The sequence below is a fragment of the Pseudomonas sp. GW821-FHT02A11 genome (assembly GCF_059421985.1).
Window position 1 is genome coordinate 127,964 of the sequence record NZ_JBWKWB010000011.1, and the last position, 16,030, is coordinate 143,993.

Here is a 16,030-nt window from a genome sequence, read left to right on the forward strand (position 1 = left end):
AAAATCCCCGGCGTACCGCGATGTTTGTAGGAGACGTCGGAGGTTACGACGGCAGCGATGACGGAGTGTCAGTGACAGAGTTTCTGCCTGATCCACCGCATTCGCCACCGTCGTAACCTCCGGAAGCTCCCCCAGGGTTTGCAGTGTGCCTGAGACACCGTGTTAACCACCGAAAGCCCCACAGGATCAGCGGTGTGTCTGACACACCGCATTCAGTGCATCACGGACGAATGTCAGCCTTGAACCACTTCTCGGACAGACGCTTCACCGTGCCGTCAGCCAGCGCTTCCTTGAGGGCGCCGTCGAATTTTTCGCGTAGGTCGTTATCGGCTTTGCGAAAGCCCAGCGCTTCACCCGGGCCCCAGATGTCGCCGCCGATTTTCGGGCCGATCATTTTCACGGCGCTGTTATCCGGGGTTTCGAGGGCTGAGGTGAAGAAGGTCACGTCGTCAAACGCAAAGTCGATCCGCCCCGCGTTCAGGTCCAACAGGTGTTCGGCGGATTTCTTGTACTCGCGGATGGTGGCGATGTCGCGAAAGTTCTTCTCGACGAACTCGGTGTACGCCGTGCCGGACTGAATCCCCAGCGTCTTGCCTTTGACCAGTTCCTTCATCTTGTCGATGGCCGCCTTGTCCTTGGTCGGATCGCCGCTGAGTTTGATCACTTCATTGCTCGGCATGCTGACGATCAGCTTGGGATCGGCGCTGACGAACACGGCCTGGGTGTTGGCGTAAGGGATGGAAAACGCGATCTCGTTCTGGCGTTCCGGGGTGATGACGATGGCGTCCATCAGCACGTCGAACTTGCCGGCATTGAGGCCTGCGATCATGCCGTCCCAGTCCTGAGCCTGCAGCTTGCATTCGAGCTTGATCCGGGCGCAGACGTCCTTGAGCAGCTCGGGTTCGAAGCCGGAAATTTCCCCGCCGGGCAAGGTGATGTTCCAGGGTTCGTAGGCGCCTTCGGTGGCGACGCGCACCGAGGTCCATTCTTTGGCGAAAGCAGTGCCGGCCATCATCAGACTGCCGCCCAGTACCGCACAGGCGAGGATTTTTTTAGTGAATTTGTAAGTGTGGCCCATGTGTTTCCCCAAATAATTAAAAAAGGACTGGCAGGGTCAAACAAGGTTTTGCCCGAAAAGTGGCTGCGCTCGACCATGCTGCGTTAAAAACAGGCTCGGAATGCTCATTTAGGTCCCTAAACTCCGCTTCCTCGCCTGTTTTTGCCTTGCCTGATCTTCGCTCACCGACTTTTCAAGCACACCTTAGATCAAAAGGTGCGATTCGCTGATTTTTATTATGCCGCTGTGTGGTCAGAGGTCAGCTGCGCGGCCCTTCCGTAGAAGCCGGTCTGCTCCTCGGGGGTGAACATCACACCGGGTTTTTCGTAGTACGAGAACACGGCGACCATTCGTTCGCGTTGTCCCTGTACCGGGGTGACGCGGTGCGCGGTATTTTTCCCACGAAACACATTCAAAGTGCCAGCGCTCAGACGCAGTTTCTGCACCAATGGGTCGTTTCCGCGTAACAGTGCGGCCACGCCGTCGTAATTGGGATCGTCGGCCGTGCGCAGGTCCGTGCGGTATTCGAACTCGCCACCCGCGTCGGGGGCCTGCAGCATCAGGGTGGTGGTGAACTCCGAGCGGTCGAAATGCCAGTTGAGGGTTTCGCCCTCGCGATAACTCATCACATTGACGCGCGCCAGGGGATCGGCCATGACGTACAGCGCGGGCTTGTCCATCACCGCGCTGAGGAAATTCACCAGCGGCGGGTACTCGTAGACCGAGGTGACCAGGGTGGCTTTGAGCTGGTCGGCGCACAGGGTGTGGCTGACGGTTTCCACCTTCTTCAGCGCCGGGTGATCGGCCGCAAGCTCCGGGATGTCTGGCTTGAAGTAGATGTTGTGGGAGCGCTTGTGGGTGTGGGATTCGGCGTCCATGGTCGGCTGAATCTGCCGGGCGGCCTGTGCGACATCGGCCTGCTGGATAAAGCCTTCCAGGCTGAACATGCCGTTGCGCGCCAGTTCTGCTCGCGAAGCATCGACCAGTGCCTGCCACTCGGCGCTGCCGGGTCGGTCCAGTGGATAGCGCTGAAGATTGATGACGGTGTTCATGTCGGCCCTCCCGATGAGATGTGCGCTTAACCTAACCTGCGAAAATCTTCGCAACAACGGCAAAAATTGTTAGCCTCCCCCCAGAAAATCTTAGGGAAGGCCTTCATGAACAAGCTGCCGCCGCTCAACGCAGTACGAACCTTTGAGGTGGCTGCACGCTTGGCCAGCTTTGCTGCGGCGGGTAAGGAATTGGGGGTGTCGGCCGCCGCAGTCAGCCAGCAGGTTCGTCATCTGGAGGACTACTTTGGCAAGAAGCTGTTCGTGCGCAATGGCAACAGGCTGTCCCTGACGGACGCGGGCCTGGCCATCTACCCGCAGACCTCCCGTGCCCTGGACGACATCGCCGCCATGACCCTGCGCCTGCTCGAAGGGGAGATGCGCACGCGCCTGATCATCAGCGTGCCGTTCTCCCTGGCCGAGGTGTGGCTGGCACCGAAGCTGGCGGTCTTGCTGGAGAGTCATCCGCAGTTGTCGGTGGACGTGCGGGTCGAGGATGACCCTGTCGATCTGGCTCGCCACGACATCGATATCCGCGTCAGCTACGGCGATTACCATTACCCGACGCTGGAGGCGATTCCCCTCGCTCACGATCAGGTGGTCCCGCTGTGTGCGCCGGAGTTGTGGTACCGCCACGGCAACAGCGATTTCGACCTCACGCGCATCCACCAGAGCCTGTTCATTCACACCCAGTGGGGGCAGAACTACGCTTCGCACCCGACCTGGAGCGACTGGTACGCCAGTGACATCGGCCTGCCGCCCCCTGACCCCGCCTTGGGGCGCCGCTCCGGGTTGTCGAGCCTGTCCATCACCCTCGCTCGGCAAGGTTGCGGCATTGCTTTGGGGCAAAAGCTGATTGCTCAGGCGGATCTCGCGGCGGGTCGGTTGATCGTGTTGTCATCCCGCTCACTGCCGTTGGGCCACCCGTATTGCGCATTCGTGCCGCCTGAAAAGCGCAAGCGCGCCAATGTGCAGAGCCTCGTCGAACTGCTGGGCAATCGCTGATCCAGTTGTTACACCTCGACGCACTTGGATGGGGCCGGATGTTTCTGACCGCCCCAAGGTGATGCGTCCTACAGTCATTTGTCACGCCTTCCTACGCGCATCCGGTGGAACCTTATGCGTGCCTGATCGCCTGAACAGAGGGGTTGCGGATGGCTCTGATGGCCGACGCAAACGAACTGGCAATCAAATTGCATATGCTTGTAAAGACAAGTATGTATGAGTGGGGTGGTGTCGTCAGGCACCGGACGTTTCACTGTTCGCGGCGGAAAAAACGCTATGGATCTGTTACAGCTGCTCAGCTTCGGAAACAACGGGTGGGGCGCGGCCCTGCTCAAGGCAGCGGGCATGACCGTGCTGCTGACCCTGTCAGCCTTGCTGGTGGGGGCCGTGGCCGGGAGTACCGTCGCAGCGGCCAAGCTGTCGCGGCGTCGGCTGTTTCGTTACCTCGGTGACGCTTACTCGATCCTGTTTCGCGGCATTCCCGAGCTGCTGGTGATCTACCTGTTCTATTTCGGCGGCGCGACTATTCTGGGCGCCGTCAACCACTGGTTCGGCGGCGAAGGATTTATCGACACCCCGCCGTTCCTGGTGGGCGCGTTGGCGGTGGGGTTGATTTCGGGCTCCTATCAGGCCGAGGTCTATCGCGGCGCCTATCTGGCGGTGGCCAAGGGCGAGCTGGAGGCGGCCCTGGCGATTGGCATGACCAAGAGCATGCGCGTGCGCCGCGTGCTGATTCCGCAGGTCTGGCGTTACGCGTTGCCGGGGCTGGGTAACGTCTGGCAGATGACCCTCAAGGATTCGGCGTTGATCTCGGTGATCGGCCTGGTCGAACTGATGCGCGCCAGCCAGGTGGCGGCCGGTTCCACTCGCCAGTACTTCACTTTTTACATCGTCGGCGGCGCCTGCTACCTGATCCTCACGGGCCTCTCCGGGCGCCTGTTCAACATCGCCGAAACCCGCGTGCAGCGCACCCAGCGTCGCAACCCGAACGCCTGAGAGGGGACCACTCATGATCGATTTTGCCTTTCTCAGCGACACCCTGCTCAAACTCCTGGCGGCGCTGCCCACCACCCTGAGCCTGTTCTTCTCCAGCCTGTCCATCGGCTTGTTGCTGGCCATTGGCGTGGCAGCCATGCGTGTCAGCCGCTGGCCGTTTCTCAGCTACCCGGCGCGTTTCTACATCTGGCTGTTTCGCGGCACGCCGCTGTTGATCCAGATGTTCCTCATCTATTACGGCCTGGGTCAGTTCACCGCGATCCGCAGCAGCGTCATGTGGGAAATCCTGCGCTCGCCTTACGGCTGCGCGGTCGTTGCGCTGGCGATGTGCACCGCCGGTTACACCGCCGAAATCATTCGCGGCGGCCTGCAAAGCGTGCCCCATGGCCAGATCGAAGCGGGCTTGGCAGTCGGCATGAGCCGCTGGACGCTGCTGTGTCGGATCATCGCACCGGTTACCTTGCGTCAGGCGTTGCCCGCCTATTCGACCGAAGCCGTGCTGATGGTCAAGTCCACGGCCATCGCCAGCTTGGTGACGGTGTGGGACGTGACCGGCATCGCCCAGCAGATCATTCAGCGCACCTACCGCACCATGGAGGTTTTCCTCTGCGCGGCACTGATTTATCTGGTTCTCAACTTCCTCATCGTGCGCTTCATGTCGTGGATCGAGTACCAGCTCTCGCCGCACCTGCGCGAACGTCCCGTACAGCGCGTGGCCACACCGGCCCCCGAAACGCCTTCCTCCCTTTGATTGCACCGGAGACAGCCATGAATCAACACGTCGAGGCCGCCTTGTCGGTCAGCAACATCTGCAAGTCGTTCGGTTCGGTGCAGGTGCTCAAGGGCATTTCCCTGGACGCCCACCGGGGCGATGTCATCTCGATTCTGGGGGCCAGCGGATCGGGCAAGAGCACCTTTCTGCGCTGCATCAACCTGCTGGAATCCCCGGACGAAGGGCGCATCGTCCTGGATGGCGAAGCCATCGAGATGAAGCAGCATTCCAGCGGTCGCCTGCTGCCGAGCAACACCCGTCAGGTCGAAGCGATGCGCAGCAAATTGGGCATGGTGTTCCAGAGCTTCAACCTGTGGTCGCACATGACCGTGCTGCAGAACATCATCGAGGGCCCGATGCGCGTGCTCAAACGCTCCCGCGCCGAGTGCATCGAGGAGGCTGAACAGCTGCTGCACAAGGTCGGCCTTTACGATCGCCGCGACTATTATCCGGCGCACTTGTCCGGTGGTCAGCAGCAGCGCGTGGCCATCGCCCGTGCGTTGGCGATGAACCCCCAGGTGATGCTGTTCGACGAACCGACGTCGGCCCTGGACCCCGAACTGGTGGGCGAAGTGCTGCGCGTGATGCGCTCGCTGGCAGAAGAGGGGCGCACGATGTTGGTGGTGACTCACGAAATGGGCTTCGCCCGCCATGTGTCCAATCGCGTGGTGTTCATGGCCCAGGGCGTGATCGATGCCCAAGGCACCCCCGATGAGCTGTTCGAAGGGCTGCCGACCGAGCGTTTTCGCCAGTTCGTCGCCAGCCACCATCAGCGCACCACCGATTGACCCGAAGCCCCCTGAAAGTCGCGCAGTGAGGAGCGTTCAGGCTGGCGCTTATTCCGCGCTGGCCTCCAGCGCTTTTGCCACCTTGAGCAGCGACCCTTCGGGTTTGCCGGGTTGCAGCTTGAGGTCAATGACCTTGCCGCGAATGTCCACCTGCATGGCTTTAGCCTGACCCTGATCGTCGCCCAGAATCCGATACGTGGTGTCGCCGCGCGCAAAGCTCAGCACATGCCGCGCACTGTCATAAGCGAACTGCTCGCCTTCGGCCTGCGGGTAGACCAGATTCACCTGATCCTTGTCATCCACGGCCGCGTAATACACGCCGACGCTGCCACCCGGGGTGAACAGCACGACGCGCTTGCCCGACGGCGCGAGCTTGAACGCCAGCAGAACCTGCCGCTCATCGTCGTCGCTCCACAGGGTACGGGTCGTCGAAACCATTTTGCCGTTGCGGTTTTCCGAGTCGGTTTCCTCGATCAGGCCCGAGGCCCCGGTCTGATCGACCACGGTCTGGGTTTGCATCACTGGCTCACCTTTCTGAATCACGTAAGTGGCCATCTCATGGATGCAGCAGCCGTCCTTGGTCATTGTGCTCAACTGCTTGCTCTGCGCGTCGATGGCGAACATCCCGCAGTAGTTCTGCGCAAGCTCGGTAAAGGCATCGCTGTGCTCGAAGCCATCGGCCGTGCCGAGAAAAACCTGGAACGACGGCCCGTGATAACAGCTGTTCTGGCCATCCATCACGGCGAGGTCCTTGATGCCGTCGAAGTTGAAATCCTCATGGATCAGCACGCTCTGTTCGCCATAGGGCAGCTCGTGGACGTTAGTGGAGACCTCGCCGGTCCGGGCGTCGGTGTCGAGCACCAGCTCATCGGACTTCACCTGAATCAGCGTGGCGCCGGTCCTCTTGTCCAGCACGCTGACGATACCGGGGCGAAACACGTCGTCCTGATCGGCAATCTCGAGCGTTGCCTTGTAGCGATCCGAGAACTGCGCAAGGGTGTAGGTGCTTTTTTCCAGGTTGTCGAAGCCTTCCACACTGATCTCGCCATAGACCTCTGGCGGCTCGCCGGCACTGACAAGCGAGGCGAGCACGAGGGCAACCAGTGCGATCAACGCGCGAGAAAAATGACGGGCGAACGAATGTGGAAAAGTTGAACCCTGCACAGCGAAACTCCTGTAAATGGTCGGGCATCGGGATTGGCGCGCCATGCTGACGGGACTTGGCCTGCACAGGCAAGCGAAATGACAGCGAACACTGGCTAGTGAGTGCAAGGCTTGCTGTCGGCGCCACGCTGTAGTGTAGTGACGCCCTGTGTCGTTCAGCGTGACTGGGCGACCGATACCCGATCGTTATGTGGAAGCTGCGGATGTCCGAGTCGAGTACAAAAATCATCACCACCGAAGGCCATGAAGCGCTTAAAAAGGAGCTGGACTACCTGTGGCGCGAGCATCGGCCGGACATCACGCAAAAAGTCGCCTGGGCAGCCTCTCTCGGCGATCGCAGCGAGAACGCCGATTACCAATACAACAAAAAGCTGCTGCGCGAGATCGACCGGCGCGTGCGCTACCTGCGCAAGCGTCTGGAAGACATGCGCGTGGTGGCGTATTCCCCAGAGCAGGAAGGCCGTGTGTTCTTCGGGGCGTGGGTCGAAATCGAAGACGAAGAGGGCGAAACCAAGCGTTTCCGGATTGTCGGCTATGACGAGATCTACGGCCGCATGGATTACATCTCCATCGACGCTCCCATGGCCCGCGCGCTGCTCAAGAAGGAGGTCGGAGACGAGGTGACCGTCAGGGTGCCCGCCGGGGAAAAACTGTGGTGGGTGACGAAAATCGAATACCAGGTCAATACGCCGTCTTGAGCCCATGCCGACCTCTGAAGTGTCGGCATGGACGATGTTTTACCCCTCGCGCAACACCGTCAGCGGGCTCGCGTTCAACGCGCGGCGCGTGCCGAAAACGCCCGCGCCGCCCACCAGCAAGGCGCCAATCAGCGGCAGCAATAGCAACCATGGATGCGGCGACCACTCCAGATTGAAGGCGTAGCGGTACAGGGCGAAGCTCACCAGCTCGCAACCCAGGGCTGCCAATACGCCGCTCACCGCGCCCAGCAGGCCGAATTCAATGCGACGAGCCTTGGTCAACAACGCCCGGTTGGCGCCCAGCGCCCTGAGCAATGCGCCTTGGCGAATGCGTTCGTCGAGGGTGGCCTGCAAGCCCGAGAACAGCACGGCCATGCCTGCAGCCAGCACGAACAGCAGCACGTACTGCACCGCCAGGGTGACTTGGTCGAGGATGCTGCGCAGTTGTTCCAGCAGGGCTTCGACCTGCAGGATCGTCACTGCCGGGAAGGCGCGGGACAGCTCGACGATCTGCTGGTCATGCCCGGAGGCCAGATAGAAGCTGGTGAGGTACGTGGTCGGTACGTCCTGCAGCGTGCCGGGCTGGAAGATCATGAAGAAGTTCGGCTGGAAGGTGTCCCAGTTGATGTCCCGCAGGCTGGTGACCTTGACCTCGTGGTTGGCGCCGCCGATGACGAAACTCAAGGTGTCGCCCAGCTTCATGTTCAGGCTCTTGGCCAGTTTGGTTTCTACCGACACGCCGGGCATGGTACCGACGGCAGGGGGCTGATCGCTCCACCACTGGCCTTCGGTGATGCTGTTGCCTTCCGGCAGATGGGCCGACCACGTCAGGTTGAGGTCGCGCTGGGTGGCGTTTTCGCCGCGCGAGTCCTTGGTGACGAACTTGCTCACCGGTTCGCCGTTGATACTCATCAGACGCCCCGGAATCATCGGATAGAGCGGCGCGCGGTGGGTCGACAGCTGGCTCATGCGCTGGGCGAAGTTATCGCGCTCGGTGGGCAGTATGTTCAGGGCAAAATAGTTCGGCGCATCCTTGGGCAGCTGATTTTGCCAGGTGTCGAGCAGTTCGCCGCGCAGCAGTGCGATCAGCCCCATCGACAGCAGGATCAGCCCGAACGCCAGGGATTGCCCGGCGGCTGCCATGGGGTGACGGAGCAACTGCCCCAGGCCAAGACGCCAGGGCAACGACGCGCCTGCCAGCAAGCGGCGCAGACTCTGCAGCGCCAGGAGCAGCACCCCACCAAGCACGATGGCCGCGATCAGCCCGCCGCCGAGCAGGGCGAATGTGAGCACCAGATCCAGGCTCAATCGCCACATGATCAAACCCAGTGCCAACAGCGCCGCGCCGTAGACCAGCCAACTGCTGGCGGGAATCGGCAGCATGTCGCGGCGCAACACCCGCAAAGGTGGCACGCGGCCCAGCGCGGCCAGCGGCGGCAGGGCGAAACCGGCCAGCGCGACCAGACCTGTGCCGATACCCGCCAGCGCCGGGAGCCAGCCCCCCGGAGGGACCTGAGCAGGCAAAAGGTTTTCCAGCAGGTGAAACAGGCCAAGTTGCGCGAGCCAGCCGAGCAGGGCGCCGGTGACGCTGGCGGCAATGCCCAGCATCGCCAGTTGCAGGCTGAACAGTACCAGCGCTTCATTGCGCGACAGACCCAGGCAGCGCAGCAGAGCGCTGGCATCGAAACGCCGAACCGCAAAGCGCGCCGCCGACAAGGCCACGGCAACCCCTGCCAGCAATACCGCCACGAGGCTGGCCATATTCAGGTAGCGCTCGGCCTTGCCCAAGGCGCCGCCGATCTGCTGGTTGCCATCACGGGCGTCGTCGATCTTCTGATTCGGAGCCAGTTCGGCTTCGATCGCCTTGCGATAGGCCGCGAGGTTTTCCGGCGTGCCGCGCCACAGGTCACGAAAGCTGACCCGGCTACCCGGTTGCACGACTTTGGTGGCCGCAAGGTCGGCCATATTGATCATCACCCGCGGCGTCAGGCTGTAGAAATTGCCGGCGCGATCGGGTTCGTAGGTCAGCACGCGGGTGAGCTTGAGGGTGGTGGAACCGACGTCGATGCTGTCGCCGACCTTGAGGTTCAGCGCCACCAGCACGCGCGTTTCGGCCCAGGCTTCACCGGGGCCGGGTTCGCCACCGCTGACCTCGGGTTGATAGGGCGCCTCGGCGCTTTTCAGTTCGCCACGCAGGGGATAGGCCGCATCCACCGCCTTGACGCTCGCCAGTTGAATGCCGTTATCGGTGGCGACCACGCTGGAGAAGATCACGATCTGCGAGTGATCGAGTTTGAGCGCCGTGCCGGCCTCGATCTGCTCGGGTTTGGCGGGGGTCGAGCCGCTGAGGATAAGGTCAGCCCCCAGGAATTCAGTGGCTCGCAGCAGCATCGCGCTGTTCAGCCGAGAGCCGAAATAGCCGATGGCCGTGCTGGCGGCCACGGCGACCACCAAGGCGAAAAACAGCACGCGCAGCTCGCCGGCGCGGGCATCGCGCATCAACTGGCGGGCGGCGAGGCTGAGCAGGCGGGCAAACGGCAGGCGTGCCATCAAGGCTCCATGGGGGTGACCAGACGGCCACCTTCAAGACGGATCAGGCGTCGGCAGCGGTGGGCCAGACGTTCATCGTGGGTCACCAGCACCAGCGTAGTATTGCGCTCCTGATTCAGCTCGAACAACAGGTCGCTGATGCGCTCGCCGGTGTGGCTGTCGAGGTTACCGGTGGGCTCGTCGGCGAACAGCACGTCGGGGTCGGCGGCAAAGGCGCGGGCAATGGCAACACGCTGCTGTTCGCCTCCGGACAATTGTTTCGGCGTGTGGGTCAGGCGCTGGCCCAATCCCACCCGCTCCAGCAGATGACGAGCCTGCTCGCGGGCGTCCTTGCGGCCTTCCAGTTCCATGGGCAGCATGACGTTTTCCAGCGCGTTGAGGCTGTCCAGCAGTTGAAAGGATTGAAATACGAAGCCCACGTGTTCGGCGCGAACCCTGGCGCGCTGGTCTTCATCCAGCTCGCTCAGGTTGCGTCCTGACAGCGTCACCGAGCCTGCGCTGGGCAGGTCCAGCCCGGCCAGCAGGCCCAGCAAGGTGGATTTGCCCGAACCGGACGCACCCACGATGGCCAGCGTGTCGCCGTTGTTCAGTTCCATCGAGAGTTCGTGCAGGATGGTCAGGTCACCTTCGGTGCTGGAGACCACTTTGCTGAGGTTCCGGGCACTGAGAATACTTTCGCTCATGGAGAATCCGATGCGTGCGTGGTTATTAAGTGCTGGCCTGGGTGTGTTGCTGGTGTCTCAAGGAGCGATGGCAGGCACGGTGCTGATCGTGGGGGATAGTATCAGCGCGGCTTTCGGCCTGGATACCCGTGTGGGCTGGGTCAGTCTGCTGGAAAGGCGCCTGGCAGAGCAGGGCTACAAAGACAAAGTGGTCAATGCGTCGGTCAGCGGCGACACCAGCGCCGGCGGCCAGGCGCGTTTGCCTGCGCTGCTTGCAGAGCACAAGCCGGACCTGGTAATCCTCGAACTGGGTGGTAATGACGGCCTGCGCGGCCAGCCCCCGGCGCAATTGCAACAAAATCTTGCGTCGATGATCGACAGCTCCCGGGCGGCCGGGGCGAAGGTGCTGCTGCTGGGGATGCAGATTCCGCCGAATTATGGCGCGCGGTATACCGACGCGTTCAAGGCGGTTTACTCCAATCTGGCGGCAGAGAAAAAAGTGGCGCTGGTGCCGTTCATGCTGGAGGGGGTGGGCGGCAGGCCTGAGTACACCCAGGCCGACGGTCTGCATCCGGCGGCCAATGCGCAGCCGATGTTGCTGGAAAACGTCTGGCCCCAATTGAAACCGTTGCTTTAGGGTTTGGCTCTGGATTCTTACTCTGTTGCCCGACAGGGCATCCATGTAGCGATCCCAAGCCAACTCCAAAAAACACCCCAACCCTGAAAATTAAAGGCCTCCAGCCCTTTTCTGAACGATGCCTTTCGGCTAATGTGGCGCCCCCTGTCCGGAGCCCCCTGATGCGCCGCCCTGCCTGGTCTCTTTATGCCTATCAACTGATCGAGCCCGATGAGCAGCTCGACCTGTTCGCGTGCCAGGAAGTTCGTGTGCACCTGGCTGCGCGGCAGCTGGAACTGGCCGGTTCCGCCGACCGCACGCTGTGTGGCTCGCTGTTGCCAGCGCAACCGCGCTGGTCGGCCGTCGAACAGGCCATCTATAGCGACGAACGACTGTGCCCGTTGTGCAGGGCGATCATCGATGCCCAGCGCCGAGGCTGGCAGCCTATCTGGCCGGAGCTGGACCAAACGGTCTGAAAGGGCTGAATCACCCCGCTGATGCACCGGCTGAACGCAACATGAACATGCCGTCGCGCCTACTCCCGAAGGGGCAGGCGGGCGTGTACAATCGCGCTATTCACGCCCCTCGTTATCCAAGGATTCTCCCGGATGTTGTCGCGCATTCCAGCTTTCGCCCGCTGTCTGTCGCTCGCTGCACTGTGTGCGGCCGGCCCTGTCTCCGCTCTGGAGTTTCCGTTGCCACCGCCTGGCGAAGACATCATTGGCCAGGTGCAGACCGTCACCGCCAGGTACGAAGACACCTTTGCGGACCTGGGCACCCGATACGATCTGGGCTATCTGGAGATGATCGCGGCCAACCCTGGCGTTGACGCCTGGCTGCCCGGTGCTGGCACCCAGGTGATCCTGCCGACCCGTTTCATCCTGCCGCCGGGCCCGCGTGAAGGCATCGTCATCAACCTGGCCGAGTACCGCCTGTACTACTACCCCAAAGGCAAGAATGTGGTGTACACCTTCCCGCTGGGCATCGGTCGTGAAGGCTGGGGCTCGCCGGTGTCGACCACTAAGGTGACCGCCAAGACGCCGAACCCGACCTGGACGCCGCCGGCTTCGGTCAAGGCCGAGCACGCCGCCGATGGCGACATCCTGCCCAACGTCGTGCCAGCGGGTCCCGACAACCCGCTTGGCCCGTTCAAATTCGGCCTGGGTCTGCCGGGCTACCTGATTCACGGGTCAAACAAGAAGTTCGGCATCGGTATGCGCACCAGCCACGGCTGCTTCCGCATGTACAACAACAACGTACTGGAAATGGCCGATATGGTGCCTGTGGGTACCACCGTGCGTATCATGAATGAGCCGTACAAGTTCGGCGTCAGCGGCGGCAAGGTCTATCTGGAGGCGCACACTCCGCTGGATGAAAGCGGCAACCCTTCGGTGGTCGACAAGCACACGGCGGTCATCAACGCGCTGCTCAAGCGTGAGGATCTCGCCAACAGCCTGCGCATCAATTGGGATGAAGTGCGTGACGTCGTGGCCGCCGAAGATGGCATGCCGGTCGAGATCGCGGTGCCGGGCGTGCAGGCGCCTGCCGTGAACAATGCGCCGGTAACCCTGCAGTAGGTCTGTGACGCGAAAACCCGCTCACCGGACCCTTTAAACGGGGCTGGGCGAGCGGGTTTTTTATTGCCTGAACACGGCCCGTTGTGCTTCTCAAGGAACTTCAGGCAATAAAAAAGCCGGTCCGAAACCGGACCGGCTTATGAATAACCCCGAGGGATTATTACTTGCGGCTAGCCTTGTCCAGCATGCGCAGAGCACGCTCGTTGGCTTCGTCGGCGGTTTGCTGAGCTTTTTGAGCAGCAGCCAGAGCTTCATCAGCCTTACGGTAGGCTTCGTCAGCACGAGCTTGTGCACGAGCAGCAGCGTCTTCAGTTGCAGTCAGACGAGCTTCGGTTTCTTTGGATGCGCTGCTGCAACCGGTAGCCAGAACGGCGGCCAGGGCCAGAGCAGAGAATTTCAGAACGTTGTTCATCGTGTTCCCCTTAAAGGACTTCTTTCAAGTTAATCATCTCTCGAAAATGAGAAAATGACCGGCGTACATAGTACTCATTGTTTGTAGTAAGTAAACGGACTCAGCGCAAGAACCACATAAAATTCTTTGCTTTGAACGTGTTCCGTGCAAATCCTCACGTTTCTTCTACAGAAAAAATCCAGCCCTTTCAGGCAAATACGTCCGTCGACAGGTGGGAAGCAGACGGCCCTCGCAACATGCATTCGACCTCATCGACAGCGCCCAATACATCCGCTCGGATCCAGTGCCTGCGTGTCATGAACCGCAATCCAGCTTTCTGTTTATAGACGAAGATCGCTGGTGATGCTTGTCCGGCTGTGCTTTGCGTGACTTTGCACGGCCGCTGACGTCTCACCTCTCAACGACATTCGGACATCCGCAGGCGACCTCAGGTTCAACAGACAAAGGCGCCAGATGTGCGGCAGTGCATTTGCCTTTGATTCACTTGAGCAGATCCGAGAATGGCGCCTACTATTTGCAGGTGCTCATTTGATGGAGAAGCAATGCCCTTCTCGGTGTCCAAATCTGGCACGGGGTGGCGTAGAGGTTCCTTCGCCGAGTAAAGATGGGTAAGGTAGGGGTCAAATTCCAAGACCCGCGAGGAGTAGTGATGAGCGAGGCGTTGTCCATCCACCATGACGAGACCGGTCACCAGTTCGAAATCAATATCGACGGTCATCGTGCCTATCTGACGTACATGGACCTGGGGAAACAGACCCTGGACATCTACCGTACATTCGTCCCCAACGCATTGCGGGGGCGGGGCATCGCAGCGGCCTTGACTGAAGTCGCGCTCGATTACGCCGAACGCAATGGCTACACCGTGATTCCGTCTTGTTCTTACGTCGAACGCTACATGGAACGCAATCAGCGTCAGGCTGCCAAGATCTGATCTGACGCTGTAATGAAAAACGCCGAGCATTAGCTCGGCGTTTTTATTTGTGCAGTCTGGATCAGCCGCGCTTGCGCTTGGGCAACACGTCCTTGAGCTTGGCATGCATGCTGCGCAAGGTCTTCTCCGTGGTTTCCCAGTCGATGCAGGCGTCGGTGATCGACACGCCGTATTCCAGGTCGGCCAGATCTTTTGGAATCGACTGCGCACCCCATTTCAGGTGGCTTTCGACCATCAGGCCGATGATCGACTCGTTGCCTTCCAGGATCTGGTTGGCGACGTTTTCCATGACCAGTGGCTGCAGCGCCGGGTCTTTATTGGAGTTGGCGTGGCTGGCGTCGACCATGATGTTGGGCTTGACCTTCGCCTTGGCCAGGGCCTGCTCGCACAGGGCAACGCTGACCGAATCATAGTTGGGCTTGCCGTTACCACCGCGCAGCACCACGTGACCGTAGGCGTTGCCTTTGGTGGTGACGATGGACACGCCGCCTTCCTGGTTGATACCCAGAAAACGGTGAGGGCTGGAGACCGATTGCAGGGCGTTGATCGCGACGGTCAGGCCGCCGTCGGTGCCGTTCTTGAAGCCTACGGCCGAAGACAGACCGGAAGCCATCTCGCGGTGGGTCTGGGATTCGGTGGTGCGCGCGCCGATAGCCGACCAACTGATCAGGTCCTGCAGGTATTGCGGGGAGATCGGGTCCAGCGCTTCGGTGGCGGTCGGCAAGCCTTTTTCAGCCAGGTCCAGCAGCAGCTGGCGACCGATGTGCAGGCCGTCCTGGATCTTGAAGGAGTCGTCCAGGTACGGGTCGTTGATCAGGCCTTTCCAGCCAACCGTGGTGCGTGGCTTCTCGAAGTACACGCGCATGACCAGATACAGCGTGTCGGACAGCTCGGCAGACAGGGCCTTGAGGCGTTCTGCGTATTCGTGGGCCGCCTTGATGTCGTGGATCGAGCAGGGGCCGATCACGATGAACAGGCGGTGGTCCTTGCCGTCGAGGATGTTGCGGATCACTTCGCGACCCTTGCTCACGGTGGCCAGGGCGGCTGCGGTGAGGGGAATTTCGCGCTTGAGCTGATCCGGAGTGATCAGGGTCTCGTTGGAGGAGACGTTAAGGTCGTCAATCGGTAAATCAGCCATCGTGTTACTCATCAGGTCACGGGTGCTGGCCGCCAACGGTCCCCGTGCGGCGGAGCCCAGCATGATTGAGAGCGACGGGGAGCGGAACCTTAGCGCGTTAGCCCGTACTTCGACAATGGGTAAACGTGGCTTTCCTCCAACAGGCGCGGCGTGATAGAGGGCTTTGGCGGCTTCCCGGCCCGGCTTACCCGCCTGAAGTTTGCAAAGCGACGCGCCTGTGCGGATATAGTGTGCGCCAGACCCTGGGGGAGAGCGGCGTGGATCAAGTGCAACTGACGGATTTTGACGTCGACCGGCAACTGCTGACGCTGCCCGGTGTTTCACTGCTTATATTCACCAGCACAGGTTGCTCCAGTTGCCGCTGGGCGCGCCAGCATATGCCTGGCCTGACGCTGCCGGTCGATCGCCTGTGCTGGATCGATGCCGAAGAGAACGGCGGGGCGGTGCAGCGTTATGGCGTGTTTCACCTGCCGACGCTGTTCGTGGTCCGCGATGGCGAATTCTACGGCGCGCTGCGCAGCAAGCTGTCGGCAAACGACCTCGTCGCGGGCCTCGATCAGGCCCTGAGCCGCGCCCCGGACGATCTGCCGTGAACCCAATCCTGCAGCCATTGAT

17 protein-coding genes are annotated in these 16,030 nt (G+C 61.2%); 10 read left to right on the forward strand and 7 right to left on the reverse strand.

The annotated features are described in order from the left end of the window. Positions 1-220: 220 nt before the first annotated feature. Together AC07V9_RS17345 and AC07V9_RS17350 are read right to left on the reverse strand one after the other, a co-directional pair. A complete protein-coding gene (locus AC07V9_RS17345; protein WP_495016888.1) occupies positions 221-1,078 on the reverse strand; it encodes a transporter substrate-binding domain-containing protein in 858 nt (285 codons plus the stop codon). A 215-nt stretch (positions 1,079-1,293) separates the two neighbouring features. After that, positions 1,294-2,109, reverse strand: coding sequence for a HalD/BesD family halogenase (locus AC07V9_RS17350; protein ID WP_495016889.1), 816 nt, complete (start codon positions 2,107-2,109; stop codon positions 1,294-1,296). Between the two features lie 105 nt (positions 2,110-2,214). Between AC07V9_RS17350 and AC07V9_RS17355 the strand changes: the two genes are divergently transcribed. The 4 genes from AC07V9_RS17355 (at position 2,215) to AC07V9_RS17370 (ending at position 5,667) form a co-directional block, all read left to right on the forward strand. Beyond that, on the forward strand, positions 2,215-3,111 hold the full coding sequence (locus AC07V9_RS17355) for a LysR substrate-binding domain-containing protein (RefSeq protein WP_495016890.1): 897 nt from the start codon (positions 2,215-2,217) through the stop codon (positions 3,109-3,111). Between the two features lie 276 nt (positions 3,112-3,387). Continuing rightward, positions 3,388-4,107, forward strand: a complete 720-nt coding sequence (locus AC07V9_RS17360; RefSeq protein ID WP_495016891.1) for an ABC transporter permease — start codon at positions 3,388-3,390, stop codon at positions 4,105-4,107. A 13-nt stretch (positions 4,108-4,120) separates the two neighbouring features. After that, positions 4,121-4,858: an ABC transporter permease gene (locus AC07V9_RS17365; protein ID WP_495016892.1), complete on the forward strand. Its 738-nt coding sequence runs from the start codon at positions 4,121-4,123 to the stop codon at positions 4,856-4,858. A gap of 17 nt (positions 4,859-4,875) precedes the next feature. Next, a complete protein-coding gene (locus AC07V9_RS17370; RefSeq protein WP_495016893.1) occupies positions 4,876-5,667 on the forward strand; it encodes an ABC transporter ATP-binding protein in 792 nt (263 codons plus the stop codon). A 48-nt stretch (positions 5,668-5,715) separates the two neighbouring features. On the opposite strand, the gene AC07V9_RS17375 is transcribed toward AC07V9_RS17370, so the two are convergent. Beyond that, positions 5,716-6,831, reverse strand: a complete 1,116-nt coding sequence (locus AC07V9_RS17375; RefSeq protein ID WP_495016894.1) for an XAC2610-related protein — start codon at positions 6,829-6,831, stop codon at positions 5,716-5,718. 203 nt (positions 6,832-7,034) lie between these two features. On the opposite strand from AC07V9_RS17375, the gene greB reads away from it, so the two are divergent. Next, complete coding sequence (gene greB / locus AC07V9_RS17380) at positions 7,035-7,529, forward strand: transcription elongation factor GreB (protein ID WP_495016895.1); 495 nt, start codon at positions 7,035-7,037, stop codon at positions 7,527-7,529. 39 nt (positions 7,530-7,568) lie between these two features. Here greB and AC07V9_RS17385 read toward each other — a convergent pair whose 3' ends face one another. Both AC07V9_RS17385 and AC07V9_RS17390 read right to left on the reverse strand, forming a co-directional pair. Beyond that, positions 7,569-10,079, reverse strand: coding sequence for an ABC transporter permease (locus tag AC07V9_RS17385; RefSeq protein ID WP_495016896.1), 2,511 nt, complete (start codon positions 10,077-10,079; stop codon positions 7,569-7,571). Continuing rightward, entirely contained in the window at positions 10,079-10,762 is a 684-nt protein-coding gene (locus AC07V9_RS17390) for an ABC transporter ATP-binding protein (RefSeq protein WP_495016897.1), read from the reverse strand. Before AC07V9_RS17390 ends, AC07V9_RS17385 begins: the two co-directional genes overlap by 1 nt. 10 nt (positions 10,763-10,772) lie before the next feature. On the opposite strand from AC07V9_RS17390, the gene AC07V9_RS17395 reads away from it, so the two are divergent. The 3 genes from AC07V9_RS17395 (at position 10,773) to AC07V9_RS17405 (ending at position 12,934) form a co-directional block, all read left to right on the forward strand. Then, positions 10,773-11,378 (forward strand): arylesterase, encoded by a 606-nt coding sequence (locus tag AC07V9_RS17395; RefSeq protein WP_495016898.1) that lies wholly within the window; start codon positions 10,773-10,775, stop codon positions 11,376-11,378. A gap of 161 nt (positions 11,379-11,539) precedes the next feature. Further along, positions 11,540-11,833, forward strand: coding sequence for a hypothetical protein (locus tag AC07V9_RS17400; protein ID WP_495016899.1), 294 nt, complete (start codon positions 11,540-11,542; stop codon positions 11,831-11,833). A 132-nt stretch (positions 11,834-11,965) separates the two neighbouring features. After that, positions 11,966-12,934, forward strand: coding sequence for a L,D-transpeptidase family protein (locus AC07V9_RS17405; protein WP_495016900.1), 969 nt, complete (start codon positions 11,966-11,968; stop codon positions 12,932-12,934). A gap of 160 nt (positions 12,935-13,094) precedes the next feature. On the opposite strand, the gene oprI is transcribed toward AC07V9_RS17405, so the two are convergent. Next, entirely contained in the window at positions 13,095-13,346 is a 252-nt protein-coding gene (gene oprI / locus AC07V9_RS17410) for an outer membrane lipoprotei OprI (protein ID WP_025113130.1), read from the reverse strand. 649 nt (positions 13,347-13,995) lie between these two features. Between oprI and AC07V9_RS17415 the strand changes: the two genes are divergently transcribed. Next, positions 13,996-14,277 (forward strand): GNAT family N-acetyltransferase, encoded by a 282-nt coding sequence (locus AC07V9_RS17415; protein WP_495016901.1) that lies wholly within the window; start codon positions 13,996-13,998, stop codon positions 14,275-14,277. A gap of 61 nt (positions 14,278-14,338) precedes the next feature. Here the strand turns inward: AC07V9_RS17415 and AC07V9_RS17420 are convergent, their stop codons facing one another. After that, entirely contained in the window at positions 14,339-15,415 is a 1,077-nt protein-coding gene (locus tag AC07V9_RS17420; RefSeq protein ID WP_495016902.1) for a 3-deoxy-7-phosphoheptulonate synthase, read from the reverse strand. A gap of 230 nt (positions 15,416-15,645) precedes the next feature. Between AC07V9_RS17420 and AC07V9_RS17425 the strand changes: the two genes are divergently transcribed. Then, the gene (locus tag AC07V9_RS17425; protein WP_495016903.1) at positions 15,646-16,008 is read left to right on the forward strand and encodes a thioredoxin family protein; all 363 of its coding nucleotides are present in this window, start codon (positions 15,646-15,648) and stop codon (positions 16,006-16,008) included. The last annotated feature ends 22 nt before the right edge of the window (positions 16,009-16,030 follow it).

What these genes read in the sequence shown, in the direction of transcription:
- AC07V9_RS17345 (WP_495016888.1), bottom strand. Translation starts at nt 1,078, where the DNA reads ATGGGCCACACTTACAAATTCACTAAAAAAATCCTCGCCTGTGCGGTA.
- AC07V9_RS17350 (WP_495016889.1), bottom strand. Translation starts at nt 2,109, where the DNA reads ATGAACACCGTCATCAATCTTCAGCGCTATCCACTGGACCGACCCGGC.
- AC07V9_RS17355 (WP_495016890.1), top strand. Translation starts at nt 2,215, where the DNA reads ATGAACAAGCTGCCGCCGCTCAACGCAGTACGAACCTTTGAGGTGGCT.
- AC07V9_RS17360 (WP_495016891.1), top strand. Translation starts at nt 3,388, where the DNA reads ATGGATCTGTTACAGCTGCTCAGCTTCGGAAACAACGGGTGGGGCGCG.
- AC07V9_RS17365 (WP_495016892.1), top strand. Translation starts at nt 4,121, where the DNA reads ATGATCGATTTTGCCTTTCTCAGCGACACCCTGCTCAAACTCCTGGCG.
- AC07V9_RS17370 (WP_495016893.1), top strand. Translation starts at nt 4,876, where the DNA reads ATGAATCAACACGTCGAGGCCGCCTTGTCGGTCAGCAACATCTGCAAG.
- greB (WP_495016895.1), top strand. Translation starts at nt 7,035, where the DNA reads ATGTCCGAGTCGAGTACAAAAATCATCACCACCGAAGGCCATGAAGCG.
- AC07V9_RS17385 (WP_495016896.1), bottom strand. Translation starts at nt 10,079, where the DNA reads ATGGCACGCCTGCCGTTTGCCCGCCTGCTCAGCCTCGCCGCCCGCCAG.
- AC07V9_RS17390 (WP_495016897.1), bottom strand. Translation starts at nt 10,762, where the DNA reads ATGAGCGAAAGTATTCTCAGTGCCCGGAACCTCAGCAAAGTGGTCTCC.
- AC07V9_RS17395 (WP_495016898.1), top strand. Translation starts at nt 10,773, where the DNA reads ATGCGTGCGTGGTTATTAAGTGCTGGCCTGGGTGTGTTGCTGGTGTCT.
- AC07V9_RS17400 (WP_495016899.1), top strand. Translation starts at nt 11,540, where the DNA reads ATGCGCCGCCCTGCCTGGTCTCTTTATGCCTATCAACTGATCGAGCCC.
- AC07V9_RS17405 (WP_495016900.1), top strand. Translation starts at nt 11,966, where the DNA reads ATGTTGTCGCGCATTCCAGCTTTCGCCCGCTGTCTGTCGCTCGCTGCA.
- oprI (WP_025113130.1), bottom strand. Translation starts at nt 13,346, where the DNA reads ATGAACAACGTTCTGAAATTCTCTGCTCTGGCCCTGGCCGCCGTTCTG.
- AC07V9_RS17415 (WP_495016901.1), top strand. Translation starts at nt 13,996, where the DNA reads ATGAGCGAGGCGTTGTCCATCCACCATGACGAGACCGGTCACCAGTTC.
- AC07V9_RS17420 (WP_495016902.1), bottom strand. Translation starts at nt 15,415, where the DNA reads ATGGCTGATTTACCGATTGACGACCTTAACGTCTCCTCCAACGAGACC.